The sequence below is a fragment of the Algoriphagus aestuariicola genome, assembly GCF_017254835.1.
Lineage (GTDB): Bacteria > Bacteroidota > Bacteroidia > Cytophagales > Cyclobacteriaceae > Algoriphagus > Algoriphagus aestuariicola.
This window is the reverse complement of the sequence record NZ_JAFKCW010000004.1, coordinates 41593-67753: the sequence shown is the minus strand read 5'-3', so window position 1 is coordinate 67753 and position 26161 is coordinate 41593. Positions and strand designations below refer to the sequence as shown.

The following is a 26161-nucleotide window of genomic DNA, read 5'->3' as shown; positions in this document are numbered from 1 at the left end:
GCTATCTACCCCACCAATTCCGCCCCGATCCCCGACCCGTCAGGAAAGGTTACTTTCTCGGGAGTAATAGTCACCCCTTTGGCAGGATCCCGGGCCAAGAGCATGGCCCCATCCATATCCACGTAGTCAAGCAGGGGCGCAATGTGTGCGATGGCCGTGATGCCAACTGACGATTCAGTCATGCAACCGACCATGGTCTTCATCCCCAAAGACTTGGCTTCTTTGATCATTCTGAGCCCAGGTGTGATTCCCCCTGCCTTGACCAGCTTGACGTTGATGGCGTGGAAAAGCCCGTGGCACTTCTTTACGTCGCTCTCCACTATGCAGCTTTCATCTGCCATGACCGGTAGTTTGGAATGCCCGTAGACTTCTTTCATGCCCTCAAGGTCGTCTTTGCCCAGAGGCTGCTCCATAAATTCTACACCAAGTTTGGCCAGTTCCTCGGAATTTCTGATAGCCTGCTCAGCGGTCCATGCACAATTGGCGTCGATCCGGAAGATGGAATCGGTATGTTTGCGCAGCGCCCTCACGATCTCCAGGTCATTTTCGGTTCCAAGTTTGATTTTGTAGATCGGCCAGTCAACTTCCTTCATTTTTGAGACCATCTTCTCGACTGTATCTATGCCGATGGTAAAATTGGTCGTAGGAATTTTCTTCGGATCAAGATTTAGGTATTCGTATAGTTTCTTTCCCTGCTTCTTTGAAAACCAATCCCATGCTGCCATATCCAATGCACACTGCGCAAAGGGATTGTTGTGGAAAACCTCCCTGCCCAGCTCCCAAAGTTCTTCCGGGCTTTTCCAGGCTCCCTTCTCGACAACAGGCCGAAAGTCCTCTAGGCAGGCACTCATATTTTCTACAGTCATGCCGTAGAAAGGATTGGTCGTGGATTCACCCAAACCCAAAAACCCGTCAGCCTCCAGCTTGACAATGAGCGTATCCTGTACGTCTCGGCTTTGGTGGGCGATGGTGAAGGTATGCTTCAGCGGCAGGTCGTATACTTGGTAGCTTAATTTCATGGCACGATTTTTCAGCGATTGACAAAAATACACACTATAGTTTCACTCGAATGGCTAGTTTTAACACAGTTTGAATGAATTATCCTATGAACATTGCCAAGTCCCTTAAATTTTTGACCCAAACTCTCTTTCTGTTGGCCCTTACGGCCAATCTGGGTTTTGCCCAAAAAACCTACTCTAAACTTCCGGTCAGTCAATTGCAGTCTGTCTATGAAAAATACAAGGAACCTGCAATTGCCCACCGCAGATTCAAACACGCCGACCTGCAGCCGCTGATCCAAAAACATGCCTCAGCTTTTAAGGTCGAAAAACTCGGGGAGTCGGTCGACGCAAGAAGTATATCCTCCCTAGACTGGGGCAATGGAAGTATCAAGGTAATGCTATGGTCGCAAATGCATGGAAACGAAAGCACGGCCACCATGGCACTTTTTGACCTTTTCAATTTCCTCGAGGGGAAAAATGATGGAAACGACGAGTTGAGGAATCTCTTGAATTCGGAACTGAACCTCAAATTCATCCCTATGATCAACCCCGATGGAGCAGAGGCTTTTAAGCGTAGAAATTCCCTGGACATCGACCTGAATCGGGATGCCATCTCCCAGATTTCTCCGGAGGCGGTGATTTTAAAAAAAGCCCGCGATGACTTCGAGCCGGAGTTTGGCTTTAACCTCCACGACCAGCAGACCTATTATAACGTGGTCAACACGCCAAAGCAGGCAACCATCTCGCTTTTGGCCCCCGCATATAACTACGAGACCGAAATCAACGAAGTACGCGGTCGGGCAATGAAGACTATCGCAGGGATGAACGAGTTGCTGCAAGAGCTGATCCCAGGCGGTGTTGGGAAGTACGACGATGCCTTTGAGCCACGGGCCTTTGGGGACAATATCCAAAAATGGGGCACCAGCACCATCCTCATCGAGTCGGGTGGCTATCCCAATGATCCGGAAAAGCAGGAGATCAGAAAGATCAACTTTATGATTATCCTCAACGCCCTACACCAAATCGCCACCAAGGGCTACGAAAACTACAGCACCGAGCAGTACTTTGCTATCCCTGACAATGGCATGCAGCTGGTGGATCTGATGATCAACGAGATGCAGGTGAAGGTCAATGGAAAGCCATACCCTATCGATCTGGTGATCAGAAGGAGAGAATCCGAGGCTAACGGATCCTACTATGTATCCGGCTCCATCGACGATTTGGGCGATATGCAGGTTTATTTTGGATTTGAGACACTGGATGCCACGGGCATGGAGTTCACCCTAGGAAAGGTTTATCCCGAGGCTTTTGAAAGCGTAGAGAGTATTTCCCAAGAAAAAGCCCTGGAATTGCTTCGTGGCGGTTTTTTGGCTGCCAAAGTGAAAAACGGTACCGCGCGGCAACTTCACAACTTACCCATCCAAGTACTGAAAAGCACCGAAAAAGTCTCCGGGGGCTGGATGACGGGCTCAGCTCCAAATTTCTTTCTCTCCAAAGACGGGCAACTCAAATATGCTGTCGTCAACGGCTATCTGATCGATCTGCAAAACCCGAAAACCCAAGAATATAAAAACCGCGTACTCTAGACGTTAAAAATCCCCAACGCAATTTTGAACCCGCCAAAACGGTGGGTTTTTTGCGTTTGATCACGAAATGTAAAAGTCCTATCTTCCATAAACCCAACTTTTAGCGCAATGAAAGCCAATCTTTCCTCCATCCTCTTCTCTATCGCGATTGTCATTGCGGCCTTTGTTCTGGGCAATGCGGTGATCAACCGCAACCGCCCTCAGGGCACGGTCACCGTGACTGGCTTGGGCGAGCAAAATTTCACATCGGACCTCATCGTATGGGAGGGCAATTTTTCGAGGGAAAGCGGTGATTTGAAAGAAGCCTACGCCAGTCTGGAAAGAGACAAATCCGCGGTGACCCAATATTTAAAGTCGAAAGGGATACCTGAAGAGCAGCTTGTCTTCAACGCTGTGACAACGAGTCCGCTCTATCAGCAAAATTACGCGGCTAACGGCACCTACGCGGGGCAAACCTTCACAGGCTATCAACTCAGCCAGACCCTGGTCATCGAATCCAAGGAAGTGGAAAAAGTCGAGAAAATCAGCCGGGAAATAACCGAGCTACTCAATCAGGGGATCACCTTCTACTCACAGCCTCCCCGTTACTACTATACACAGCTGGAATCCCTCAAACTCGAGATGATCGCCAAGGCAACTGAAGATGGGCGAGTGAGAGCAGAACGTATCGCCGAAAACTCGAAGGCCAAACTTGGTGACCTGATCACTGCCAACATGGGTATTTTCCAAATCACGGGTCAAAACTCAGGTGAAGACTACTCTTGGGGAGGCACCTTCAATACCTCAGCGAAGAACAAAACTGCCTCCATCACGATGAAGCTGGTGTTTGAAGTGGATTGATTTATAGATTTGAGGATGAAAAAAGAGGAAAAACCCCGACTCCATCCCCGCAATCTTCACCAAGGCGGATATGATTTGGAGGCACTTTCCGCCAGTTTTCCAACACTCGGGCCATTTGTAGTCCAGAACGAATTTGGAAATCTCAGTCTGGATTTTTCCAATCCCAATGCCGTAAAAGCCCTAAACCAAGCGCTGTTAAAACACCACTATGGGATTGACTTTTGGGATATTCCGGATGGCTTCCTTTGCCCACCTATCCCCGGCCGGGCGGACTATATTCATCATTTGGCGGATCTGCTAGCCGCCTCAAATCATGGGAAGAATCCCGAGGGACACAAAATCCAAATTTTGGATATCGGCACGGGAGCCAATTTGATCTATCCGATTTTGGGCCATCTGAGCTACGGATGGACTTTTGTCGGTTCTGAGCTCAATCCAAAGGCCGTGGATTCAGGCAGATTGATTTTGGGGAAAAATCCCCGGTTGAAAAAAATCGACTTGAGAAGCCAAGCCAGCCCGGACAAAATCTATGAAGGAATCATTCGACAAGATGAGTTTTTTGACCTGACACTTTGCAATCCGCCCTTTCATGAGTCACAAGAGGCAGCCCAAGCCGGCAGCAGAAGAAAAGTGCAAAACCTCACTGGAAAAGAGGTCCACGAAGCCAAGTTGAACTTTGGAGGTCAAGCGGCAGAGCTTTGGACAGCCGGTGGTGAGCTGGAATTCATCCGAAAGATGATCTCGGAAAGCGGCAGGTTCAAAAATCAGGTATTTTGGTTTACCACACTGGTGTCAAAATCAGCTAATCTCAAGTCTATAGAAAACCTGCTCAAGAAAATCGGAGCAAGCGAGCAAAAAACCATACCGATGGCCCAAGGCAATAAACAGAGCCGCTTTGTGGCTTGGACTTTTCTCAATCCCAAACAGCAGGAAAGCTGGAGAAACTTCCGGTGGAAATGAAAAAAGCAGGCTTAGTGCCTGCTCTTTTATCCTGTCGACCGATTGTAGGAATCAACCGTTGAGCGTGTATTCTGTGCTGATCTCCATATTCAGTGCTTTGGAGATGGGACAGTTTTCTTCGGCATCCTTCACCAGTTCGGCAAACTTTTCTTCGGAAATGCCCTCAACAGAGGCCTTCAGCACCAGATGGGACTTCTTCAATGTTCCTTCCTCGAAGGTAATGTTGGAAGTCACTTCAAGTTCCTTTGGAGGAAAATTCGCTCCGGAAAGGTTGAAGCTGAGCTTCATCGCAAAGCAGCCCGCGTGAGCCGCCGCCACTAATTCCTCTGGATTTGTGCCAACTCCGTCTTCAAATCTGGTATTGAAGGAATATTGGGTTTTGTTGAGAACCGTACTGGCCGTGGTGAGATGGCCCTTGCCTTCTTTGCCGCTTCCATTCCATACGGCGGTTGCTTTTCTGATCATGTGGTTAAAGAGTTTAAAGATGAAAAGATATCAGTCTAATTTTGACTCAAAATACAAATTCTAAACAAAGGAATCTCAAGGAATCATTTTTTCAACCTTGACGGGTTCTGGTGAGGGAATTTCTATTTTGAACCCAGCCAAGTCTTGGAATACTTCCAGATATTGCTCGGTAACATAGTCCCAGTTGTATCGTTTTACCAGGCCTGTTCGAGCAATTGAGCGGAAATATTCCATTCTCTTGGGGCTACTTTCCGCTGCCTCGACGATATCCTTGATCGATTTTTCGTCCTTATTGAAGTACCAGCCATGCTTACCTTCCTGAAGCATTTCCTGGTTGAAAGGTGTATCCAGCGCCAAGATCGCGCATCCATAGCCCAGGGCTTTGAGCATTGCGGGATTGGTACCTCCGTATTCATGGCCGTGGAAATAGGCGTAACAATGGGAGTACCAAGCCGCCAACTCATTGCTGTCGGTTACATAGCCCAAGAAAAGAAGTCGTTCGTCTTCAATGTTTTTGAGAAGCGACGCATAGTCGTCCATGAAGGGAACATCGCCCACGATGACCAACTTCCTTTTGGTATCGGATTGGAGAAATCCCCGGATTATAATGTCTGCATTGTTGTCCGGAATTAGTCTGCCGACAATAAGAAAATACTCCTGCGAACTAATTCCCCATTTTTCGATGTAAGAGGGATCGGTAATCTCCAGTGGGTTAGCCCCATAGGCAATAACTCGAGACTTGGCGTTAAACAGCTCCTTATACACCCGCTCCATCTCGAAAGAGTCATTGATGATTCGATCGTAATATTTGGTGGCCATGCGGGAAGCCCAAAAGAAGTACTTGGAGCCAAAACCTCTCCATTTGGGCCTTAGCCACTCCAGACCATCGACATTGATCAGTGTAGGCTTGCGGAAAAACCTGGATATCATTCCAAACGGTCCGTTAGCACTGTTGACTACAAAAATCACATCGACATCCGAAAGGCAGGCGTGGATCATCGAAAAAAAGGAATGGGAAAGCTGTGTGAAATACTTGGACTCGATAGCTGGAGTATAGATGCATTCGATTCCGTTGACATAGCGGGGTTTTTGTGGGAAAAGCGCGCGATGGTTATAGACTCTTACGTGCACCCCCTTGTGTACCAGCCTTTCTCCGAGTTCCCGTACCATCGTATCATAACCGCCATACACATAGGGGTAGCCTTTAGCGCCCATAATGGCTACTTTCAGCTTCTTTTTAGATTTTGCCATAAATGGATTTCATTTTTTCTTCGAATGCTTCGAGACTGTATTCCGAAAGCACCCGTTTCCTTCCAGCCATTCCGAATTCCGAACGTAATTCAGGGTTTTTTATCAATTTTTCCAGCGCTTCGGCCGCAATGTCCACATTTCCGACGGGTATCAAAAATCCTGTTTCTCCATCGACGACCATTTCCACCGATCCTCCCGAATCTGTCGCTACTACGGGCAGCGCAGAGGCCATGGCTTCCAAAACCACGGTGGGAAAAGGATCTTGGAATGTGGAAGGGAGTACGAAGATATCCATAGCCCTCATCAAATCAGGCACATCCGTCCGATAGCCCAGATAAGATACCCGGTCTCCCAGTTTTTTGTCCACTATCTTTTGCTTCAGTTCTTCCAGAATTGGCTCGTAGCCCGAAAATGGATCTCCAACCAGAATAAAGTGGACGTTTGAATACTTTCTTGCAATCTGCTCCGCCATCTCGAGAAAAAAAGATTGTCCCTTATGCGGGTTCACCCGGCCGACCATTCCTACGATCAGCTGCTCTTGCGGTAGGCCTACCTTAGCTTTCGCATTGGGAAGTGCCTCCAAAAACTCATCGTAGGGGATGCCGTTGTGGATGACTTCGATTCGGGATTTCTTGAGCAGGGGCTGCCAATGATTTGCCACGGCACGTGAGACCGCTATCGGACTCGGCGTGGTCTTGTCCATCAAACTACACACGAACTTCACCAGAGGTCTCGGACCCGGAAAAATCTCATGGATATGCCACTGATGGGGCACCTTGTTTTTTTTGGCCCAATAGGCTCCTACTATTACCGCCAGCGTGTTCGAGTACACCAGCTCAAACTCATATTTATTATGCAGCTCGGTCAGAAATCGGAAAGCTTGGAAGTTTTTACCAAAGCGGTTGACCAGTCCGGCAGGGCTCACATATTTTCTTCTTAGAATCCCCAAATTCTGAATGTATACCGTAAAACCTTCGGCTCTCAAAATGGGCTCTAGCGGCCCTGGCCCGGTAAGCAACACCACGGCATTGATGCCCTCGCGCTGGTATAGGCGGAGCACTTGCAGGATGATTTTCCCAGTACCATAGAGGTCTGAGGAGCTTTGGAGTACCAGTATATTCCGCGGTTTAGCCATTTTTCTTCAGATAAACTCCTACTATTCCGGACTTGTCAAATACGATAGAAAGCAGCTCAATAGTTGAGGCAAAGGGCAAGACAAGCCCAATCAACAACAAAAGGCCAATAGATTTTCCCCGCTTCAGTTGTAGGATGATGTTCTTTTGGTACCCCAATATGGAAAGCAAGGCCTGTACCATTCCCAAAATCCCCAAATGGACCGACAGCCCGCGCGCGGCTACTTTATGAAAGCCAATCTTGGAAAACTCCCTCTCTAAGCCTGACTCTGTCCAATGGGTCAAATGTTTTGGAATATCCCAATGCATCCAATTTTTTCCAGAGATTCGGGCTTGCCAGGAGTCAGCTCTCGGCACTTCTATGTAAGCCACTCCATTGGAGGCCAAATTGTTCCCAAGCAGCTCGAACATTAATACCATGGGATGCGGCAAGTGCTCCAGGACATGATTGAGTGTAATCAAGTCAAAGTTCCCATTTTGGATGACCCCACCCCGGTAGAATTCAGTCAACACTTCAACCTGATATTTTGACCGGGCAAAACCACTTCTCTCAGCAGCAGTTTCAATTCCCAACCCGTTCCAAGCATTTTCTTTGGCTACAGCCAAGAATTGTCCCTTGCCCGAACCAAAATCCAACACATTTTCCGCAGTCGGAAATATTTCTCTCGCCCTTCTGAGAACTTTTCTTGCCTCAGAAAAAATTATCCGTTCAAAAAGACTCTTTCTATTGTCCACCACCGCATAGACTTCGTCCGAGTAAAGGGCCTCTGCGTCCACTTCTTCCGGCAAATAGGTCCAATACAACCCACAGCATACACACTTACAGACGGATTGGGATTCCGGTCTATTTTCGGGCGGGGTATTGCATACAGGACAGGTAATTTGCCTCATCTGGCTAGTGGCGAACGAAGAATAATCTCTTGAAAAGCTGTTATGAATTTTTGTGCGGAAAAATCTTTGGACCTGGCCATCCCGGCATGAACCAAGCTGGATCTCAGGTCTGTTTCACGTTCCAAAAGTATCATTTTTTCTGTCAAGTTTGACTCCGATCCGGTAGAGAAGGGCAAGCCTGCTGCTCCCGCCACCTCCATCAAGGCAGGCTGATCGGAATGGATCACTGGCACCCCAAAGCCCATCGCTTCGAGTACGGGAATCCCAAAGCCCTCATTTTCAGAAGGAAAAACATAAGCAAAGGCTTCCTCGTACAGTGCTCGTATTTCCGTATCATCCAGATATCCTGGCAGGATTACCTTTTCCTGGAGTCCCAAGCTCTCGACTAATTTTTCGACATGGGGCAAGTCATTCATCACCTTGCTCTGTCCTGGTCCGCCCGCTAGGACAAGCTTTTTACTGGATTGGCTCTTGGATAAAAAGTCGGCGTAGGCTCGAACCAGCAAGGGTAGGTTTTTCCGTTTGTCAAAGGTGCCGATATGGAGAAAATAACCTCCTTTGACAAGATTATGGGCAGCAAGCAAGGAGGAGGATGGAGTAACCCCATTCAAAAATTTCGGTGCCTGATAGACGACCGAAATCGGCAGCGAGGATCCAAGATGTTCGAGGAGGGAGTTTTTCGAATATTCAGTCGTCGTGATGATCTCGGTATTTTCTTTGAGTCCTTTTCTGATTAGACTGAGAAAATACTTCCTCCACCACCTTGGGTAGTTTTGGGGCATTTGCCAAAAAAAAGCATCATGGATGACCGTCAGTCTCCTGCACGGCAAGGATGCCGCCGGGGAGACGAAGTCCGGACAGAGGAGCACATCAGCCTGGTATTTCTTGACCAAATCGGGAAGTTGAAATTCCTTCCACCGGAAATAATCCAAGTGGAAGTTCAGCTTTTGAATCTTGCTTTGTGTACCTCTATAGGTCTGGTCTGCAAGTCTTTCTTCAGTCTCGTGGGTAAAAATCCATTCAATCTCCGGATGCGGATAGGCTCTGGCTGCATGGGCTAGCTCCAGCATGTAGGTTTTGATTCCGGTAGATGCGACGTTGAGGTATTGGAGATCGAGAAGAACTTTCAAACCGATGAATTTTGGGCAAAGATAATCAGATTCACCCAAAGACTTTGCCAGTCTTCTCCATCGTCAAATTATAGGTTTCGTAGTACAAGATATTGGCTGTGTACTTCTGAATAACCGTACAGCATCATCAATACTCTAGCGCTGCTCCACTGAGATTTCTGTTTCAGGCGAACGATGACTTCCAACAAAATTCACCATGTTAGCGCCAGAGTTTTTTTTGGCAGTTGTAGCAAACCAATCTAAATTTACGTCATAAAACTGACTGTTTCTTTTCCAACCAATATTGATCTCAAAATCATGAAAAATCCAAACGTGGTCTCATTGTTTTTATTTCTTCTGTTATCATTTTCATCTTGCGAAAAGGAGCAGGATCCAATCTATCAGCCACTGATCGGACAATTTGAAAGTTCTTCAGCTGAACGTCAAGTTGCAAATGAAGAATATGTAACAGTCTACAGTTTTTCAAAAAGTGGGGATTTGGAGATAGAGCGATTTATCAGAAACTCTGAATCAGGGAATTTTATCCGGTGGGAATCATTCGAGAAAGCCAAATTCCGCGCAACAATATCCACGATAATCGTAGAAAGCAATGAATTCTACCATGCGCCCTATTCCATCACCGCCGAACCCATCACTAATAAAGAAGAACTGCAAAAGAACAATGCTGTACGCTCATCCTATGAGATTCACTACGAATTGCGAAATGATGGCAATGAGTTTTTCATCCCTGGCTTTCAATATAGCGACATATATCAACCAGACCTTTCTTATAAGAGGATATAGCACGAAATAGCGGAGATCGAATAAATGAATACTCCAGTCGGTTTAACCCCAATTTTTTAACTTTAAGTTTCTATTATGTTCCAAATTTGCCCTAACATTATTTCTCTCAATATTCCGGCTCCTTGATACTCCAATAGGCTTTCTGCTTGAGAGAAACAATAACTTCCAAATCGTCGGCAAAAATCTTGGTCGTGTTGCCTATCCTCGAAAGAAGCTTGAACACAAAGTATGGTGGCTTCAGCTCGTGGGTCACGTAATGATAGGGATGAATCTGTACCTCAAAGTCGGGTGAGAGTCTTTGAAAATAGGTCTTGATCTCCCTTGGGGAGTATTCCTTCCAGTGGTGTCCATAGGTCACTTTGGACAGGATATCATCCACCGTGATGCCGATTGACTTCATCAGCAGGGTGTTCTTGAGATTGCGGATATAGTTGGGTAGTGCAAAAGCGTTGGGTGTGGAGATGTAGATCATTCCGCTAGGCTTCAAGATCTGATAGATTCTTTTCCAGAACAGAATCGGATTGAAGGTGATATGCTCCATGATCTCGGTAAACACGACCAAGTCATAGTGGTCTACGACATTAACAAAAGCCTCCATCCTGGAGATATCGTTGTTCACAATAGGATTCAGTCCAAACTTCCTGCCTCGGGCCTGAACAAAATCCATATCCCAAAACTCAGCCACATCCATGGCATCCACTTGGTAGCCTCTTTGGGCAAGCAGGATTGAAGTGTGCAGGTAATGGCTGCCTATATTTAAGACCTTCAATTCGGCCTTGGAATCAGGGATGGTTTTTTCCAAAAATTGATCAAACCTTCTGTACCGTTTCCGGTGAAAATCAAAGTACACCTGCTCATTGGCAACTGCACCCACTGTGTTGGCAATCTCCAACTCCAAAAGTTCAATATTATCCATCGTTAAATTTTTTAGGTAAGAGATCCGAATCTCCAATAAATCAAATCAAGTCTTGAGCTTGGTATTCAAAACTCTCGGTTTGTGACCATAACCCACTCAAGGCCTATTTTTGGCAAATTATCCACTGATTAACCTGAAAGAAATTCTGAATCAGGCGATTGACTTTTTTACTAAGTGGCATCTTATAGCGGATCAAATTGCCGATTTTTTCTCCCAGGGAATGGGTGAAGTGGTCGATGGGCTTCAAACCTTCAGATTCACAAAGTGCTCTCAACACCGATTTGGGAAAGATGAAGGTGTGTTCCAGCCCATCGATTACATCAGGCACTTCTAATCTCAACAGCTTCGTCCAGCGATGGAGTCTGTAGAGACTACTCGAAATATCCGGTGTCCCGATGGCAACCTTTCCCCCCGGTTTCAGGATTCGCTTCATTTCCCGCACATAGGCCCGTGGGTCCAGCACATGCTCAATTACATGGGAAATGTGGATAAAGTCAAAGGAATCATTTGGAAAGGAAGCTGACCAAAGATCTCCCCTGAAGGTCTTGACACTAAAATGATCCGAGACAAAATCGAGTGCTCCTTGGTCGAATTCGGTAGCATACAAATCACATCCAAGCTGATTGGCATAGGCCAAACCTAATCCCAAGCCGCAACCCACATCCAAAAATCTGGATCCAGACTGTAGCCCACGAAGATATCTCGCTTCACCTTTGATAGCTTCCGGTGTGAGGTTTTTGATTCTGGCAAAATGTGCTTCGATCAAGGACTTGTAATCCATCGCCTCATAGCGGTCTTTTTCATAGTACTGCGTGTAATATTGCACGAGCTCTTTCTCATCTGCCATTGGATTGGCAAAGACGAGTTTGCACGCGTTGCATTGTACCCTCGAGATATGGGGACCCTTTCTGTAGGTGTCGATCGCGTAGCCTCTTAGACTGTCGGACTGGCAGATCGGGCAAATTTTATGAAGGATCATGTAAGGCTGTTTTGGATTTTTTTAGATGGGAATATTCGTTGACACTGGTTCCGATCATCCACCAGGATATCCAGGAGACGTAGGTATAAATCTCTACGTTTGCCGTGAAAAGAGGTAAAAGCAATCCCACTTTGACTACTGCTCCCGTAAATGCGATTCGGGCTATTCCCAGATTGTCTGTGTTTCGGAATACGTTTATGGAGTTTTTTACCCCGGAAGCGAGCAGGAAAATAAACAGCATCATCCCCAACCAGCCCAGCTGGACTCCATAGATCAGGAATTGGTTTTCGCCCCCGACCCGCAGCTCATCGGTCACACTTCCAAAATTTCCGCTCATCGCCAAGCCTATACCCAAGGGACTGGCAAACATGGAGTCCAATGCCAACAGCCACTCGACCACATGTCCCACACTGGAGTCGCTCTCAAAGGTCAATGTGTCCAAGACGAAGTAATAGAAATCCTCAGAGGCGAAAAAGAGTATGTACGCCACGAAAACGAAGAGCGCTAAAAAGCCCAAGCCGATCAGCTTGTAAAGTTTGAAAACCAAGGCCACAAAGAAAAGCATAATAAAAAAGGCTCCGAAAGCAGCCCGGGAGGAGGAAAACACCAAGCTGCCCAATGAACACAGCATTACCAGCAGATAGGGCCAACTGTATTCTTTCTTTGAGGTCAAAAACCAGATCAGTGCAGCTGTGAAGCCCATCAAAACCGAGCTCGCCAATTCCAAAGGATCAGAAAAGAAGCTGGCGAGTCGCTTCGTCACAGCCTGGGTCTCAAAAGTCCAAGTCAGCCCAAAATTTCCTGTGGGCTCAATGTCGTTGATCGCCTGGTTGTACAGTGCATAGCCGCTGAACTGCTGCAGGTGGGCATCCAAAACGAAGTGCTCAATGCAATTGAGCGCAAATGCCCCGATCGCAACCACGAAGATGATGCGAAAGAGCCATCCGATCTCGAAGTCTGCAAAGCGTGTGTTTCTTCCCAAAAAATAGACGAATCCGGGGATCAGCATACTTTTGTAGTACAGCGCCTTGTTGATAAAAGAGGCCTCGCCAAGCGGCAGTAATAGATATAGAAAAGCCAGGCTCAACAGCGCAAGCATCAGCCAGTCTGTTGACTGGAGACGAAAGGGATACTGAAAAATGTTCTTTTGGTAGAAGATAAAAACCAAGAGCGCGACGAGTACGACGACTTCCTTGAGCGCTTGAAACAAAGCGACTACTTCAGGCGAGCGGGTTGCCAGGAAGGTAATGCTTAAGCTGGTGATATAGAAAGGAAGATAAGCTGCCAGAAAAAACACAAACCATGCCCATTTCCCCTTGAAGATCATCTCCTTCAGTATCCAGAGAAAACCCATCCCTACGATCACCGCCAGTATGAGGAATATTATTAGGGCCATCCGGGCAGCGTTTGGGGGTTTAGCGCAGATGACATTTCGACTTTCCAAGGGGTTAGGAACCTTGGGGAGTAAAGCAGCGCTGTCGCTGTCGAGCGGCAAATGCCTTTAGGCGATGTGATACGACAGAGAGAGGCTTGGAACATTGGACTAGCTTATTTTTCCCCCAATTGGGAGCTTACTTTTTGCTTACATAGTGATCCTTGTAGAGTTGGCTATCCGCGCGTTTTCGGATAAAATCCTCGATTTCAGGGTTGTTTTTCTGATCTTCAGTCGGCGCGTAGAGGGCACGCTCACGGCTGGCTACGTCTGAAGGAGGATCACATAGGTAGTACACGGCAAGTGACTTTCGGATATTCTTCCCATCGGTACTCACTTGTCTGCTCAAGCCATGCCAGGACATAAAGGTCGTGTCGAAGATCACCGCCCGATTAAATTTAATCTCGACCTCGCTTTCCAGACGCAAAGGCGAACTGGTCTTCGGATCGTTGCTCCACAAGCCAAAATGCCCTCCAAAGTCAGGTTGCCAATCTTGGGAAAGATAGATGATCAAATTGATCCTACGCTGAAGCCCCAGCTTGGGGTGGATGCTGTAGTCTAGGTGTGGATTGAGCTTTCCCCCATCCGGATGCATGTGCCATCCCCCTCCGTGCAGGCCAAAATCGGGGTAAAGCTTGATTCCCAGGATTTGGCTCAGCCTAGCTACCACCGATTCAGAGCATAGATACTCCAAAAATTTGTAGGTAGTGGAGGGAAACCGGTTCCAGTCGTTCAGCGCGGATTTTTTCTCAAGGGGGTTGGAATAGCTGAAGAGACCTGCGTCGTCAATATTGGGAAACTCTGAAGACAGCGTTACAGCAATCGACTCGTCAACAAAATCATCGATGATCAGGTGGGGAAACGGTTTGGCGGATTGAAAAGTGGCCGCCTCTTTTTCAAGAAAATCTAAATTAATCATGGTAGGTTTTTAGTAAGCCGTCCCAAAATCCCCGCCAAGCAAGTTTCAACTTGTTTGGCCTCCATCGGGCCAGAAAGTATCCGGTGTAGGCTCCCATTTTTCCAAGTTGAACCAAAACCGCCAATGGGATGAATATTGGACTTGTATGCTGTTTGATATAGATCATTTGGTTTCGCTGCGCAAGATAGTGAACGCGGGGGTTTAGAAATCCCTCTTTTCCTTTAACCTTCGAGCTGGACGAGTTTCCCACGGAATGGTAGATGACCGAGGAGGGCTCAAACCATAGTTTGTAGCCCGCATTTCTGATCCTTGTCGACAGATCCACATCCTCGAATGAACCAAAAAAGAAAAATTCCTTAAGCAGACCAGTTTCTTTTAAGACGCTTGTTTTGATGAAGAATGCGCAGCCTGTGATCCAGTCTGTTTCTTGCCCATGCAGGGATTCCGGCTTGGTCTTTCCTTCCATTTTGGTAAGTGAGAGTCCCAACTGGGGGATGAGTTTCCCTCCGGCATTCCAAATGATATGCCTTCTTTGCTGATTATAGTAAATCAAGGGTTGGGCTGCCGCGAAATCCTTCTTGTCGTGGATGGAAAAGACAAGCTTCTCAAGAAAATCAGGCTCCACCTCCGTGTCGTTGTTAAGCTCCATGGCATAGTCGAATCCATGTTCCAGCGCATATCGAAACCCGACATTGTTTCCACCGCTAAATCCGAGGTTCTCTTGGTTAAAAATGAAATGGGCAAAATCCTGAAACTCACTTGCCAGCTTTTGGGTCGAACCGTCTTGGGAAAAGTTGTCGACTACAATCGGAAGAAAATTATCGTAGGTGCATTTTTGGAGCGAAATCAGGCATTTCTTCGAATCCTCGTAATTATTCCAATTGATCAAGATTACGGCGACGGAGGGAAAAGAAGAGGAAGTCATGGAGGACAAAAATCCAAAATCAGGAGCCTGTTAAACATTCTATTTGCGCTCAAATATACAGTCCAAACTGAAAGAACGGCTGCTTTTCTCTAACGATAAGTCGAAAAAAGCTCATTCATCAGAACCCGATTGTACTTCCAATTGAAAAAACAAGAGATGAAAAAAACGACCATTTCAGTGGAAAGTAGCGCAATAGCAAGGCCTATTTCCCCATAATAGTTAGCCGCGAATACCGAGACCATCAGCATGTATCCACACATCAGCCAAGAAGTGGTGAAAAGGAGCTGTTTTTGATCATTTATGAGAAATAAGATAATGTTGAATATGTTGGCGGAGGCCAATAAAGGGACAAATGCCAGTATTTTTAGTACCCTTACTGACTGCGGAAGGGATCTTCTGGAAAGGATCTCTATGATAATCTCCGCTCCCAAATAGGTCCCGATAGACAACACCGCGCAAACAGTAATTGATATCATCAATACTTTGGTGGAAAAAGCCAGAAATCCCGGAAGGTCTGTGGCGTACAGTTTGGCAGCATTTGGGAATATCGCCTGCACGATGAGTGCGGGCACTATCCTCATGACCATGATCACTCGCTCGGCAAGACTATACATACCCAAGGTCTCCGCCGTAGAGAAAAAACTCAGAACAATCAATCCTCCATTTACCGCGATGTGACTTCCGAGATTGGAAAAGAACAAGAGAACATTAGACCTTAGGCTTTTCCAGATGGCCGAAAACTCCGGTTTATAAAGCTTTATCTCCAGAAAAATGTGAATATATATAAGGAGGAAAAGATTGATCCCCAGACCCAAAAAGCCCAGCATGAAGTTGACCCATTTACTTTGCCCGGGAGAATGGATAAACAAAACAATGCCCAACAGGAAAAGCAGTTTGGAAAAGACGTTGGCGATGGAAACGAGCTTCATTTTTTCCATACCCTGAAAAAACCAAAGGGGGAGGGTAGCCTCTGAAAAAAGGAGAAGTAAGGAATAGACCAAAATTATACGATACTCGCTGAAGAGCCCCAAGCCAAAAACGCCAACCATAATGACCAATGATGCAAATCCAGCCAACAAAAACTTTGCGGAAAAAATATTGGAAACGATGTGCGATAGCGCCTCTTTGTTTTGCTGATTGATCGCCACTTCCCTAGGAGCGTTAAGATTATAACCAAAACCCACCAGGATATTCAGTATAACAATCACCGATAGCGAAAGATTGACTAGGCCAAACTGGTCCACTCCTATACTTTGGATCAGCAGGGGCATCGAAATGATGGAAATCAGCACATTGGAAGACTGGATGAAGGCGAGGAACAGGAAGTTTTGGATCGACTTGTTCCGGATAAAATTTCCGAGAGGGAGGAGCTGGTTTAGTTTTTCAAACATGTCAGCTTAGGCTCAGCTTTCCCGCACATGCTTTTCATAAAGCCTGCGAAAATACAATCCAAAAAATGCCAACAGCCCCCCTATCACCGCTCCCAGCACCATTCCTTTCACCAGCCGGATCTCGGAGCGCTCCAAGGGCAGTCTGGGAGAGTCGATGATTTGGATCAGCGGGGAGTTATTGCGGTGGTTGACCTTGGCGATTTCCAAGTTTTTGACGATCTCCTGATACACGGCACCGGTCGCCTGCACATCGATCTGGCGCTTTTTGCTCTCCACCGTTGCCGAACTCATCAGCGGGTTGGCGTTGGGGACGCGGTCAGTTGCGACAGCGTAGGCGTTCACGCTTTCGTCCAGGATACTTCTCACGGAGTCCGCCTGTGACTGTAAGATGGACAGGTTTTCTCCTGTCTTTTTTGTTTTGGTTTCGAAGTAGAAGGAGTTGACCTTCTCCACCAGTTTTTCATTAAATGCCTTGGCGAAAAGCTCGTCCTTCGATGAGATGCTCACCTGAATGATGCTTAGCTTGCGGTCAGGCTTGGCGACGTTAAGCTGGTTTTCACGAATCAGCTTTGCGACTTCTTTGACCACAGAGTCTTGGGTGACGCTGAATTCTTCCCTGGGAATGGAGAAATCAAGGGAAGCAAAATCTACCTTGGATGCCCATTTTTCGTCCAGCTCCTGAAAACTCACATATCGGTCAATCAGCATTTGATCATCCTGAAATGGACTAAGCAATGTCTCACCGAGCATTCGGTCTGACCGGTACAGCTCCATGATGTTGTCACCTTGAAAAAGCCCGCTCGTACTGCCAAGCGAGCCGAGATTCACGCCAACCAGTGAGGCCAAACCAGACATTTGGCTTATACCTCCAGCATCGCCTTCCTCTAATACGAAAGACGTTTCGGCATGAAACACGGGTTTTTTGATGATAGAAGCCAAGACGCCGAGGCCCAAGCCAAGTATGGCGGCGAGTAGGAGAACTTTCCATTGGGAAAGAAAAAAAGCAAACCACTCTCCTAGGTTTTGGATCACCTCTTTAAGTGTAAACTGACTATCCGAAAAATGCTTTGATCCTGCCATTACCAGTTGATTTGAGAAACGACCAAAGCCAAGGTTGCCAAGCCTGTAGTAATTCCTACGATCTCTCCGAGGCGGAGCGGAACCTTCGGCCCTTTGGTAGGGACGATGACTTCAGCTCCCGGCTCTACCGGCGGGAAATTCTTGATTCCGAACAAGCCTTTAGTCCTCTTCACGGCTCCATTGGCGTAGACGACATAGGTTTGTTTTTTGTTTGCGCGGCGTTCGAAACCACCCGCACTGTTGATATAATGCTTTAAGCTGCGTCCGCTTTCGTAGCGAAGGGTCGTCGGGTACACCACGTCTCCCCGCATCCTCACGGTCTGCAGCAACTTGGGAACGGATAGAATATCTCCTTCTTCCAAAATCAAGTCATCGTCCGAGCCTGGATTTTGGATGATTTTGGCCAAGTCAATGGCCACGGCTTCGGACTCCTTGAGCTTCACCGCAAATCCCGGCGTGCCCGCGGCAATCTGGTCCAGCGATTCCTTTTTGGCATTGGCCAACAAGGTATCGACCGGATTTACTTTCTCCTTGGGAAGATCTCTGAACAGTCGCTGTAGCAGTTCCTCCTGGGCTTCCGAATTGTTCGGGTCCTCGATCAGTCGCATTTTGAGCGCTTCCAGATTGCGCTGTCGTCGGATCTGTTCGGACTCTGTATTGAAAAACTCCGTTCTACGGATTAGGGTCGCCCCTTTTGCGTAGGCAAACTGATTGAGCCCTCCGGCTCTTTTCACCAAGTCAGAGATCCGCTCTACGCTATTCTGGATGGCAAAGATCCCCGGCGCGTTCACTTGCCCTTCCACTGCCACGAGCCTTTGCATCGTGAAGTTTGCTCTTTTTCTCACGATCACCTGGTCAAATGGCTGAAGCGAAGGTGAGTCAGTGCTGATCGAGAGATCTGCATTGACCCTGCTGGGGATGATGTCCGATAGCGTGCCCAAATCCGAATCTTCCAGTCTTCTGGCTATCTCGATATCCTGGGGATTCGCGGATTCTTGTAAGCCCCCAGCGAGAATGATCAGTTCCTCGATCTTCATGGATTCGGAAAAGGGATAGGTTCCAGGCTTCTTCACCTCACCCAAGATCTGCACGTAGCGCTCGTTTTGAATATCGTAGATACTGGAAATGCGGACGACGTCTTCGCGCTGCAACACGATATCTGGAGCTGTGCCTGCCAAAACATTTTTCAAGTTGACTTCGATCATCTCGGAGCTGAGATCCGCTTTGGTCCGCAGGATACTTGCCCGCTCGGTGTAGGCATCGCCTCTAAGACCCTCGGCATTTTTGATCAATCGAGATAGAGTTAGACCCTCGGAAAGTGCAAATATTCCTTCCCGATACACCGCTCCTTTGATCTGAACTCGGTTGCTATAGCGGTCGAGAATTCTGCTAACGGTGATTTCATCTCCGCCTTTGAGGATAAACATACCGAATTGGCTTTGGTAGACATCAGACACGGAGCGCTGGTTTCCGGTGATTCGGGAAATGGCCACACGGTCCTTGAAAGCGACATCGGTAAAGCCACCTGCGTAGTCGAGAAGATCTTCAAAGGTGTCCTCTTCGCCTATCTCAAAGGTCATGGGTCGTTTTACCTCCCCGTTGACTTTTACCCTAGACAGAAAAGGAGAAACCAAGATCACATCCTGATCCTGGAGCTGCACGTCCAAGTTAGCCGTGCCCTTAATCAGCAGGTCGTAGATGTCGATCTCGGCAACCGTCTGGCCGTTCCGCACGAGCTTGATGGCCCGCATGGTTCCGTTTTCGTTTGGCCCTCCCGCAGCGTAGAGCGCATTGAATGCCGTGGAGAATGCACTCAAAGTAAAAGTCCCCGGCAGTCTGACCTCTCCAAGGATATGCACTTTGATCGTGCGCACATTGCCCAGCGTCACCTGGAGAAAGGTATTGGGATTACTGCCCGATAGTCCCGGGTAGAATCTGCCCACCCGATTTTTGATGATTTCGGTGGCCGCTTCTATGCTTTTGCCGGATACCGGTACCGGCCCGATATTGTCCAAGAGAATAAATCCGTCCGGATTGACCGTTGCTTCGTAATATTGCTCCGATTGCCCATAGATATCCACAAAGACCACGTCGCCTGGCCCTAGGATGTACCCTTTTGGTGTGGCTTGGTTCAGACTTGGCTCAAAGCTCAGACGTCGATTTTTTTGGTAAAAAAGAGCGGTGCCAAAAATATCGCTGCTTGGCGTATCTGACAGAAGCTCGGCTTGGGGTTGGTAGAGACCCCGGGTGATTTCGTTCATATCGAGCTGCTGCCGAGGTTCCCTTCTGGAGGCGTTCGTATTACGCTTGGCGGAGCCACTTGTATCCAAACCCTGAATCCGGCTTCGCAATTTCTCAACCTCTGCTGAAGGCATGCCGCGAAGTTGCGCCATTTGGAGAAATTCATCCACGCCCAGTCCCGCTTCATTTGCGCGATTGACCAACTCCGAAACCTGTTGATCCGAGAGTTCGTCCACTCTGATGGTCGTCAGATCGGTGTTTTGCTGGGCAATTGTCTGTGGTGCTGAAACTATCAGTAAGATGACTAAGGCAAAAAAATACCAGATTCTCGTAAATAAAATCATGTGTAGAAAGACTGTTCCGGGTGAATATCGGGCAAATTGGGATCTAAAAATCCGTGAATTTCTTAATTCTACCAAATATAGCTCCAAAATGTAGGCATCGGGGCCAATAGCGCCGATCTACTCAGTGCAATTCCTGCAAATCTCAATCTGGCTTCGGTCGCCCAATAGTTGTCTCCGGAAAGCCGCATAGGCCTCTGAATTCCAGATCGACCCCAATGAACCCGTCCTAAGCTCTCCCATCACATGCTCCGCGTCCTTGTCAAAACAACAGGGTACAACTTTGCCATCCCAGGTCACGACGGCACCCTGCCACATTTTCCAGCATCTGTTTTCGGGCTTGTTTTTCAGCTTCCATTTCCCCTCCCCGGCTGGAATGTAGCGGGAAAAGCCCAAGTCAGAGGGAATCAAGTCCGAACCGCTTTCATAGTCATAGATTTGGGCAGTCTTGAGCTGAAGCTCGTCCACGCCTACTTCCTTGGCCCACGTCCGCAGCGCTGGAATCTGTCGTTCATTTTGCCCCGTGACCAAAAACTGGAGTATAATCCTGGGGAAACGAAGACCGGCCTTTTCCCGCTCTGAAAGCAAAAGTCTCAGACCGTCCTGCACTTTTTCCAGCGTTCCTCCGATCCGATAGCTTTCATACACTTCTTGCGTGATCCCGTCCATCGAGACGATCAGCTGTTTCAGACCACTCCCCAAAATACCCGCAACCTGCTTTTCACCAAGGAAATGCGCATTGGTGGAAGTGGAAGTGAAAATTCCCCTTTCGTCAGCATACCTAACCATCTCCAAAAAGCGGGGATTGAGGAAAGGCTCTCCCTGAAAGTACAAGTGAAGCCAGGCGAGATGGCTTTTCGCCTGCTCTATCACTCGCTCGAAGAGCTTTTCATGAAGCATGCCTGTAGGACGCGTAAAAGACCGAAGCCCTGAAGGACACTCCGGACAACGAAGGTTGCAGCTGGTGGTGGGTTCGATGCTAAGTGTCGTGGGTTTTCCCCACATCACCGGTTTCTGCATCAACTGGCTTATGTAAAAAGAGCTTCGCAAAAGAAGGAAGTTGACGACTTTTTGGAAAGTCAGGTACCGAAAAAACGCCAGCCCGGTGATCCATTTGTTTTTCACCCGGGAAAATACGGCAATCCAACGAGAAGATACAACCGGGTAGATCCCAATCCACCTACGCCGTCGTTTCGAGGGATTAGATTTGATTCCTTACTTTTGGAATTGAAACCCTTTACCCATGAGGCTAATCCGTTGTATATATCCGATCGCAGTGCTGCTTTTTGCATTTGCCTGCGGCGAAAAAAACCAAAGCTGCGAACTCGACCCAGAGATCTTGGTCCAAGAACTTGAGCTGAATATTACGAGGCTGGAAGATGAATTTTTCAAAGCTAATACCACAAAGGACTTTGTCTTTCTCCTGGAAAAGTATCCTGAATTTGCAGAAGTCTATCTCGAGCAAAAAAACTATCCCTCGCCAGACTCGCTTGCATCGAGCCTTTTGGCGATCCACCAGGACTCAGCTATGCGTGTTTTATATGACTCGGTGAAGGCGGAATTCCCCGATATTTCAGATATCCAACGTGACCTGACCAACGCATTCAAATACATCAAGCATTATTTCCCGGACTTCAAGACACCCAAGGTGTACACCTTCGTGTCGGGTCTAAACTCTGACTTGGTCGTGACTCAAGACATGATCGTGATCGGTCTCGATTACTTTTTGCCGGCTGACCACAGTTTTCAACCGGACATCGCGAGGTATATGGCTGAGCGCTACGAAAAGCCTTTCCTAGTGCCCATGATCGTTTTGGCGATTTCCTCGCAGTACAATGCCATCAATCCCCAGGATAACACCTTGCTTTCGGAAATGATCTATTATGGCAAAGCCTATCATTTTGTGAAAGCCATCATGCCTTGCACGCCCGAGCAATACATTATCGGCTATACTCCTGAAGAGCTAGCCGAAACCTACGACAACGAGGAATTTATCTGGTCGCACTTCGTGGAAAACGAGCTGCTCTATGAGACTAATCCCTTCGAAATCCGCAAGTACATCGGGGAAGCCCCCTTCACCGATGCCATCTCCACGAAAGCTCCTGGCCGACTGGGAAGATGGCTGGGATGGAATATAGTGGACGACTATCAGGCAAATCGGGATGTGCCGCTACCAGAGCTGATGCGGGAGTCTAATGCCGAGACCATATTTAGGCAATCCGGATATCGGCCTCGCCGCCCAGAGTAGGTTTTGGCTTGGGATTGACTATCTCCAGCATTCGGCTGATTGCGATTTCCTTGGAAAAAAAAGTTTCTGCCAGCTTTCGGGAGTTTTCTCCCATTTTGTCCAATTCGGCCCTATCCTCCGCCAAAGTCTCCAGTTTGGAAAAAGCAACTTCTATCTTTCCCGGCAAACAGGGAATGCCAAGGTCGTGTGTTTTTACCAAGTCATAAACCCAGCCCTTGTGGTTGACGAGAATGGCCTTGCCTGCTGCAAGCGCGTCAAAAAACTTGTTTGGGCTATTCGTTTTCAAAACCGGCAAATGTGCGAAGGAAATCCAGGCCATGTCACTTAGATTTAGGATCTCATTCACTTCATATTTCGACCCAAAAGGGATAAAGTGGACGTTATACAGACTCTTCAAAGAGCTGAGGTTTATTAATTTCTGGGCGTGGCTGCCCGCTCCCATGATCAGAAAATCCCAGTCTTTTCCACGCTTTTGGGCCAATTCAGCCAAATCCAACAATTCCTCGACCGCATTCACCAATCCCAGCGCACCTGTGTATGCGATCGTCAGTCTCCCACTGAGGCCGAGTTCCTTGGCAAGTTTTTCATTTCGCTCTTTAGGGAAAAAAGTTGTCAAGTCGGAAAAATTGGGCAGCAGTGCGACCACTTTTCCAGAGCTTGACCTTCGAATGTGTGAAGCTATTCCAGGAGAAAGGGCTACCAAGCTCAACGATTGGTCATAAATCCTCTTCTCGAGGGAATAAAGCAATCTTTTCAAAATCGAATTTCGGATGGCACCAACTTGGATCGGAGCTTCCGGCCATAGATCCCTCACCTCAAAGATATAGGGCAGGGCCATCTCCTTTTTTGCCCAAAGACCAACTAGCCCGGTGGTCAAGGGGGTCGAAGTGATGTAGAGCAAATCCGGTCGGGAAAGCTTTCTGAGCAGCTTTTTGGCCTTCTTCACAAAGCTCCAAAAAGCCAGAATTCGCTTCAGAAACCCAAAGTTTTGATCATAGGGCACGGGAAGGTAGTGGACTCGTATCCCGTCAATCCAGCACTGGTCGTATCCAGGGCGATTATGGGCGGTGATCATATCCACGCGGATTCCGGCCTCCACCAGGCCTTTGGCCAAGTGATAGGAACGCACGGCGCCTCCCTGGTCGGGAGTGCGAAAATACTGGTGGACATACACGACTCTCATAGATCATGCAATTTCGCCCATTCTGCCAACAGAAACAGATTATAGAGCGTCAAAAATTGGTTTTTGGCTGACTGCTCGGGCTTTTGCAAAACCTGCCGGATGGTGGGTGACAGGTGTTCTCCATGGCTTTTTTCAAAAGTCTTCAAGGAATCGAATACCCGGAGCGAGAATTCGTTTTTTGTGTTTAGCCACTCTTCAAGTGGTAAACCAAAGCCAAATTTTCTCCGATCCGCCACCCAGGCGAGTCCTCTTTCCCTTAGGATATTCCTGATCCAGGGTTTTCCTGTAAGCAAAGTCGGATCATCTACTTTTCTCCAAAGGCCCAAAATCGAAGCATCTAAGTAGGGGGATCGTCCTTCGATGCCATGCGCCATGAGCGCATTGTCGTGGATTTTCAAGATATCCTGGACCAAATAGACCTGTCGGTCAAAATCCAGCATCCGTTTGAATTCCGGAAGATTTCCATTGAAAATTCGGGCGTAATCGGCCGCCATATCTGCAGGAGGATTTTGCAAAGCGGTGAAATTCAAAAAAGTCTGGTTGGGATCCGGGTCTATCGCGGCCATGTACTTCCCCCAGCCTCTGCCCAAGGGCAATTTTTTTAGAATGCCTGCCCATCGGTTCCAAAAAGCGTTCTGCGCCAAATATCTGGAAAACGCGGCATGGCGCTGGTATCCACCCCAAAGTTCGTCAGCGCCAGCTCCGGAAATCAGGACTTTGGTCTCAGGCTTGGCATTTTTACCTATCATCCAGGTCAGAAACCCGGCCGAATCCCCAATCGGTAGATCGACACTCCGAAGGTATTCCTCCCAATATTCAAAAAAAAATCTCTGGTCAACCGCGACGAGACGATGATCCATGGGCACTTCCTTGGCGACCCGAAGGGAGGCATCTCCATCTGCGTATTTTGCGCGATATTTCTTTTCAAACTGCACGGTGTAGGCGGGTAGCTTGGTTCCTGTATTTTGATACCAAAGACTATATAGCAATGTGCTATCTGTTCCACCGCTCAGCAAAATACCCACCGGCACATCCGCTTGAAACTGGCGCAGCACTGATTCTTCCAGAACCTTTGCAAAAAGCGCTTGACTAGGGAGGCTGTTTGGCTCCTTCGGTAGCGAAATCGTATCCCATCTAAACGTGTCGTGTCTGTGGATCAGGCTGTGTCTTCCCGGCTTCCAAGCTCTAATGCCGCGGAAAAAAGTTTTGCCGGGAAGGGGAGTCCGAAAATAGAAGTAGTGCTCTATCTGCTCCCAGTCTGGTCTAAATTCCTGCAGGCTCACAATCCCCCGAACTTCTGAAGAAATAACCAGAGTCTCTTGGCTTTGAAAGTAGTAGAGTGGCTTTTCCCCGTTCCTGTCCGCCGCCACCAAGACTGAACGGCTCACTAGGTTGACATACATTAGGGTAAACATTCCCTCAAGATTCTTCAGGCCATTTTGGCCGAAATGTCTGAGATAGTGGAGCAAAACCTCGGTGTCGGATTGTGTTGCAAACTCCACCCCCATCTTGGTGAGCAGGCTTCGCAACTTTTGAAAATTGTAGATCTCGCCGTTGAAGACCAGCAGGCTTTTCCCATCAGGAGCCCAAAAGGGCTGATCCGCGTCAGGACCAGGATGGAGGATTTTCAGCCGATTGACGCCGATCCACAGTCCCGCCCAAGGAGAATATATTGCGGATTGATCCGGACCCCGGTGATTGGCAGCATCAACGAGCTTTTGGATCGCGTGCCGATTTGCACCCTTTCCCCATATCAGATGAATGCCACACATCAGAAATCCTGCTGGTCAAGTACGGTTTTGCCCTGGTTTTTCTCGAAAAATCTGCAAAAATGTGTGATCGCGCATTCTTCACATTTAGGCCGCCGGGCAAGACAGATGTAGCGACCATGCAAGATCAACCAATGGTGTGCAAGGTGGATATATTGCCTTGGAATATGCTTCACGAGTTGCTTTTCGACTTCAAGGGGAGTTTTTGCAGTCATTGGCACGAGGCCTAGTCTTCGCGACACCCGAAACACATGCGTATCCACCGCCATATTGGGCTGATTCCAAACGACCGAGGTGATGACGTTGGCAGTCTTGCGCCCCACGCCAGGCAGCTTGATCAGTTCTGGCACCGTCGAGGGAATCTCGCTTCCGAAATCCTCCGCCAGCATTTTCCCCAATCCCAGCAAGTGCTTGGTCTTGTTGCTCGGGTAGGATACGGATTTGATATAGGGATAGAGCTCGTCAAAATGGGAAGCCGCCAGATGCTCGGGAGTCGGAAAATCCCGGAACAACGCGGGAGTGACCATATTGATCCGCTTGTCGGTACACTGGGCGGATAGGACTACGGCGACCAATAACTGGAAGGGGTTTTCGTAGTGCAGCTCCGTCTCGGCGGCGGGCATGTTTTCGGAAAAATGGGAAATAAAAGCCTCGAAGCGCTGTTTTTTCAGCATAAGCGAAGTTGGGATTTGCCTCC

General features: G+C 47.9%; 23 protein-coding genes. 5 read left to right on the top strand and 18 right to left on the bottom strand.

All coding sequences use genetic code 11. The features are described 5' to 3' along the window. Positions 1–5: 5 nt before the first annotated feature. Positions 6–1019 carry a dipeptide epimerase gene (locus J0A67_RS16545; protein ID WP_206570502.1) on the bottom strand — a complete coding sequence of 338 codons (1014 nt, stop codon included), beginning with the start codon at positions 1017–1019 and terminating at the stop codon, positions 6–8. A gap of 74 nt (positions 1020–1093) precedes the next feature. Between J0A67_RS16545 and J0A67_RS16540 the strand changes: the two genes are divergently transcribed. From J0A67_RS16540 to rlmF, 3 genes are all read left to right on the top strand, one after another. Next, positions 1094–2587 (top strand): M14 family zinc carboxypeptidase, encoded by a 1494-nt coding sequence (locus J0A67_RS16540; protein WP_241265237.1) that lies wholly within the window; start codon positions 1094–1096, stop codon positions 2585–2587. 108 nt (positions 2588–2695) lie between these two features. Beyond that, positions 2696–3427, top strand: a complete 732-nt coding sequence (locus tag J0A67_RS16535; RefSeq protein WP_206570501.1) for an SIMPL domain-containing protein — start codon at positions 2696–2698, stop codon at positions 3425–3427. A gap of 15 nt (positions 3428–3442) precedes the next feature. Next, a complete protein-coding gene (rlmF, locus tag J0A67_RS16530; RefSeq protein ID WP_206570500.1) occupies positions 3443–4387 on the top strand; it encodes a 23S rRNA (adenine(1618)-N(6))-methyltransferase RlmF in 945 nt (314 codons plus the stop codon). Positions 4388–4438: 51 nt separating this feature from the next. Here rlmF and J0A67_RS16525 read toward each other — a convergent pair whose 3' ends face one another. From J0A67_RS16525 to J0A67_RS16505, 5 genes are all read right to left on the bottom strand, one after another. After that, positions 4439–4852: an OsmC family protein gene (locus J0A67_RS16525; protein ID WP_206570499.1), complete on the bottom strand. Its 414-nt coding sequence runs from the start codon at positions 4850–4852 to the stop codon at positions 4439–4441. A 75-nt stretch (positions 4853–4927) separates the two neighbouring features. Then, positions 4928–6103: a DUF1972 domain-containing protein gene (locus J0A67_RS16520; protein ID WP_206570498.1), complete on the bottom strand. Its 1176-nt coding sequence runs from the start codon at positions 6101–6103 to the stop codon at positions 4928–4930. Next, positions 6090–7238: a glycosyltransferase family 4 protein gene (locus J0A67_RS16515; protein ID WP_206570497.1), complete on the bottom strand. Its 1149-nt coding sequence runs from the start codon at positions 7236–7238 to the stop codon at positions 6090–6092. Before J0A67_RS16515 ends, J0A67_RS16520 begins: the two co-directional genes overlap by 14 nt. Beyond that, a complete protein-coding gene (locus J0A67_RS16510) occupies positions 7231–8040 on the bottom strand; it encodes a class I SAM-dependent methyltransferase (RefSeq protein ID WP_241265236.1) in 810 nt (269 codons plus the stop codon). The genes J0A67_RS16515 and J0A67_RS16510 overlap by 8 nt, the downstream gene beginning before the upstream one ends. An 83-nt stretch (positions 8041–8123) precedes the next feature. Beyond that, entirely contained in the window at positions 8124–9257 is a 1134-nt protein-coding gene (locus tag J0A67_RS16505; protein ID WP_206570495.1) for a glycosyltransferase family 4 protein, read from the bottom strand. 297 nt (positions 9258–9554) lie between these two features. On the opposite strand from J0A67_RS16505, the gene J0A67_RS16500 reads away from it, so the two are divergent. Next, positions 9555–10040 carry a hypothetical protein gene (locus tag J0A67_RS16500; RefSeq protein ID WP_206570494.1) on the top strand — a complete coding sequence of 162 codons (486 nt, stop codon included), beginning with the start codon at positions 9555–9557 and terminating at the stop codon, positions 10038–10040. A gap of 106 nt (positions 10041–10146) precedes the next feature. Here the strand turns inward: J0A67_RS16500 and J0A67_RS16495 are convergent, their stop codons facing one another. The 9 genes from J0A67_RS16495 to J0A67_RS16455 form a co-directional block, all read right to left on the bottom strand. Beyond that, a complete protein-coding gene (locus tag J0A67_RS16495; protein ID WP_206570493.1) occupies positions 10147–10956 on the bottom strand; it encodes a class I SAM-dependent methyltransferase in 810 nt (269 codons plus the stop codon). Positions 10957–11059: 103 nt separating this feature from the next. Continuing rightward, on the bottom strand, positions 11060–11935 hold the full coding sequence (locus J0A67_RS16490; protein ID WP_206570492.1) for a class I SAM-dependent methyltransferase: 876 nt from the start codon (positions 11933–11935) through the stop codon (positions 11060–11062). Then, positions 11922–13331 (bottom strand): O-antigen ligase family protein, encoded by a 1410-nt coding sequence (locus tag J0A67_RS16485; protein ID WP_206570491.1) that lies wholly within the window; start codon positions 13329–13331, stop codon positions 11922–11924. The genes J0A67_RS16490 and J0A67_RS16485 overlap by 14 nt, the downstream gene beginning before the upstream one ends. Positions 13332–13506: 175 nt before the next feature. Further along, on the bottom strand, positions 13507–14286 hold the full coding sequence (locus tag J0A67_RS16480; protein ID WP_206570490.1) for a 2OG-Fe(II) oxygenase: 780 nt from the start codon (positions 14284–14286) through the stop codon (positions 13507–13509). After that, entirely contained in the window at positions 14279–15211 is a 933-nt protein-coding gene (locus J0A67_RS16475; RefSeq protein ID WP_206570489.1) for a glycosyltransferase family 2 protein, read from the bottom strand. The genes J0A67_RS16480 and J0A67_RS16475 overlap by 8 nt, the downstream gene beginning before the upstream one ends. A gap of 89 nt (positions 15212–15300) precedes the next feature. Beyond that, entirely contained in the window at positions 15301–16602 is a 1302-nt protein-coding gene (locus J0A67_RS16470; protein ID WP_206570488.1) for an oligosaccharide flippase family protein, read from the bottom strand. A 12-nt stretch (positions 16603–16614) separates the two neighbouring features. Next, positions 16615–17682, bottom strand: coding sequence for an exopolysaccharide biosynthesis protein (locus tag J0A67_RS16465; RefSeq protein WP_206570487.1), 1068 nt, complete (start codon positions 17680–17682; stop codon positions 16615–16617). Continuing rightward, the gene (locus tag J0A67_RS16460; protein ID WP_206570486.1) at positions 17682–20267 is read right to left on the bottom strand and encodes an SLBB domain-containing protein; all 2586 of its coding nucleotides are present in this window, start codon (positions 20265–20267) and stop codon (positions 17682–17684) included. Before J0A67_RS16460 ends, J0A67_RS16465 begins: the two co-directional genes overlap by 1 nt. Before the next feature lie 117 nt (positions 20268–20384). Next, the gene (locus J0A67_RS16455) at positions 20385–21389 is read right to left on the bottom strand and encodes a radical SAM/SPASM domain-containing protein (RefSeq protein ID WP_206570485.1); all 1005 of its coding nucleotides are present in this window, start codon (positions 21387–21389) and stop codon (positions 20385–20387) included. Between the two features lie 118 nt (positions 21390–21507). On the opposite strand from J0A67_RS16455, the gene gldB reads away from it, so the two are divergent. Next, positions 21508–22512 carry a gliding motility lipoprotein GldB gene (gene gldB / locus J0A67_RS16450; RefSeq protein WP_206570484.1) on the top strand — a complete coding sequence of 335 codons (1005 nt, stop codon included), beginning with the start codon at positions 21508–21510 and terminating at the stop codon, positions 22510–22512. Here the strand turns inward: gldB and J0A67_RS16445 are convergent. The 3 genes from J0A67_RS16445 to nth are packed head-to-tail and all read right to left on the bottom strand — an operon-like array spanning position 22475 to position 26138. Then, positions 22475–23695, bottom strand: a complete 1221-nt coding sequence (locus J0A67_RS16445; protein ID WP_206570483.1) for a glycosyltransferase family 4 protein — start codon at positions 23693–23695, stop codon at positions 22475–22477. The genes gldB and J0A67_RS16445 overlap by 38 nt on opposite strands. Then, positions 23692–25467 carry an asparagine synthase (glutamine-hydrolyzing) gene (gene asnB, locus J0A67_RS16440; RefSeq protein WP_206570482.1) on the bottom strand — a complete coding sequence of 592 codons (1776 nt, stop codon included), beginning with the start codon at positions 25465–25467 and terminating at the stop codon, positions 23692–23694. Before asnB ends, J0A67_RS16445 begins: the two co-directional genes overlap by 4 nt. Further along, positions 25467–26138: an endonuclease III gene (gene nth / locus J0A67_RS16435; RefSeq protein WP_206570481.1), complete on the bottom strand. Its 672-nt coding sequence runs from the start codon at positions 26136–26138 to the stop codon at positions 25467–25469. The genes asnB and nth overlap by 1 nt, the downstream gene beginning before the upstream one ends. Positions 26139–26161: the final 23 nt, after the last annotated feature.

What these genes read in the sequence shown, in the direction of transcription:
- J0A67_RS16465 (WP_206570487.1), bottom strand. Translation starts at nt 17,682, where the DNA reads ATGGCAGGATCAAAGCATTTTTCGGATAGTCAGTTTACACTTAAAGAG.
- J0A67_RS16540 (WP_241265237.1), top strand. Translation starts at nt 1,094, where the DNA reads ATGAATTATCCTATGAACATTGCCAAGTCCCTTAAATTTTTGACCCAA.
- asnB (WP_206570482.1), bottom strand. Translation starts at nt 25,467, where the DNA reads ATGTGTGGCATTCATCTGATATGGGGAAAGGGTGCAAATCGGCACGCG.
- J0A67_RS16520 (WP_206570498.1), bottom strand. Translation starts at nt 6,103, where the DNA reads ATGGCAAAATCTAAAAAGAAGCTGAAAGTAGCCATTATGGGCGCTAAA.
- J0A67_RS16535 (WP_206570501.1), top strand. Translation starts at nt 2,696, where the DNA reads ATGAAAGCCAATCTTTCCTCCATCCTCTTCTCTATCGCGATTGTCATT.
- J0A67_RS16480 (WP_206570490.1), bottom strand. Translation starts at nt 14,286, where the DNA reads ATGATTAATTTAGATTTTCTTGAAAAAGAGGCGGCCACTTTTCAATCC.
- J0A67_RS16495 (WP_206570493.1), bottom strand. Translation starts at nt 10,956, where the DNA reads ATGGATAATATTGAACTTTTGGAGTTGGAGATTGCCAACACAGTGGGT.
- J0A67_RS16485 (WP_206570491.1), bottom strand. Translation starts at nt 13,331, where the DNA reads ATGGCCCTAATAATATTCCTCATACTGGCGGTGATCGTAGGGATGGGT.
- rlmF (WP_206570500.1), top strand. Translation starts at nt 3,443, where the DNA reads ATGAAAAAAGAGGAAAAACCCCGACTCCATCCCCGCAATCTTCACCAA.
- gldB (WP_206570484.1), top strand. Translation starts at nt 21,508, where the DNA reads ATGAGGCTAATCCGTTGTATATATCCGATCGCAGTGCTGCTTTTTGCA.
- nth (WP_206570481.1), bottom strand. Translation starts at nt 26,138, where the DNA reads ATGCTGAAAAAACAGCGCTTCGAGGCTTTTATTTCCCATTTTTCCGAA.
- J0A67_RS16460 (WP_206570486.1), bottom strand. Translation starts at nt 20,267, where the DNA reads ATGATTTTATTTACGAGAATCTGGTATTTTTTTGCCTTAGTCATCTTA.
- J0A67_RS16500 (WP_206570494.1), top strand. Translation starts at nt 9,555, where the DNA reads ATGAAAAATCCAAACGTGGTCTCATTGTTTTTATTTCTTCTGTTATCA.
- J0A67_RS16445 (WP_206570483.1), bottom strand. Translation starts at nt 23,695, where the DNA reads ATGAGAGTCGTGTATGTCCACCAGTATTTTCGCACTCCCGACCAGGGA.
- J0A67_RS16470 (WP_206570488.1), bottom strand. Translation starts at nt 16,602, where the DNA reads ATGTTTGAAAAACTAAACCAGCTCCTCCCTCTCGGAAATTTTATCCGG.
- J0A67_RS16545 (WP_206570502.1), bottom strand. Translation starts at nt 1,019, where the DNA reads ATGAAATTAAGCTACCAAGTATACGACCTGCCGCTGAAGCATACCTTC.
- J0A67_RS16515 (WP_206570497.1), bottom strand. Translation starts at nt 7,238, where the DNA reads ATGGCTAAACCGCGGAATATACTGGTACTCCAAAGCTCCTCAGACCTC.
- J0A67_RS16525 (WP_206570499.1), bottom strand. Translation starts at nt 4,852, where the DNA reads ATGATCAGAAAAGCAACCGCCGTATGGAATGGAAGCGGCAAAGAAGGC.
- J0A67_RS16475 (WP_206570489.1), bottom strand. Translation starts at nt 15,211, where the DNA reads ATGACTTCCTCTTCTTTTCCCTCCGTCGCCGTAATCTTGATCAATTGG.
- J0A67_RS16490 (WP_206570492.1), bottom strand. Translation starts at nt 11,935, where the DNA reads ATGATCCTTCATAAAATTTGCCCGATCTGCCAGTCCGACAGTCTAAGA.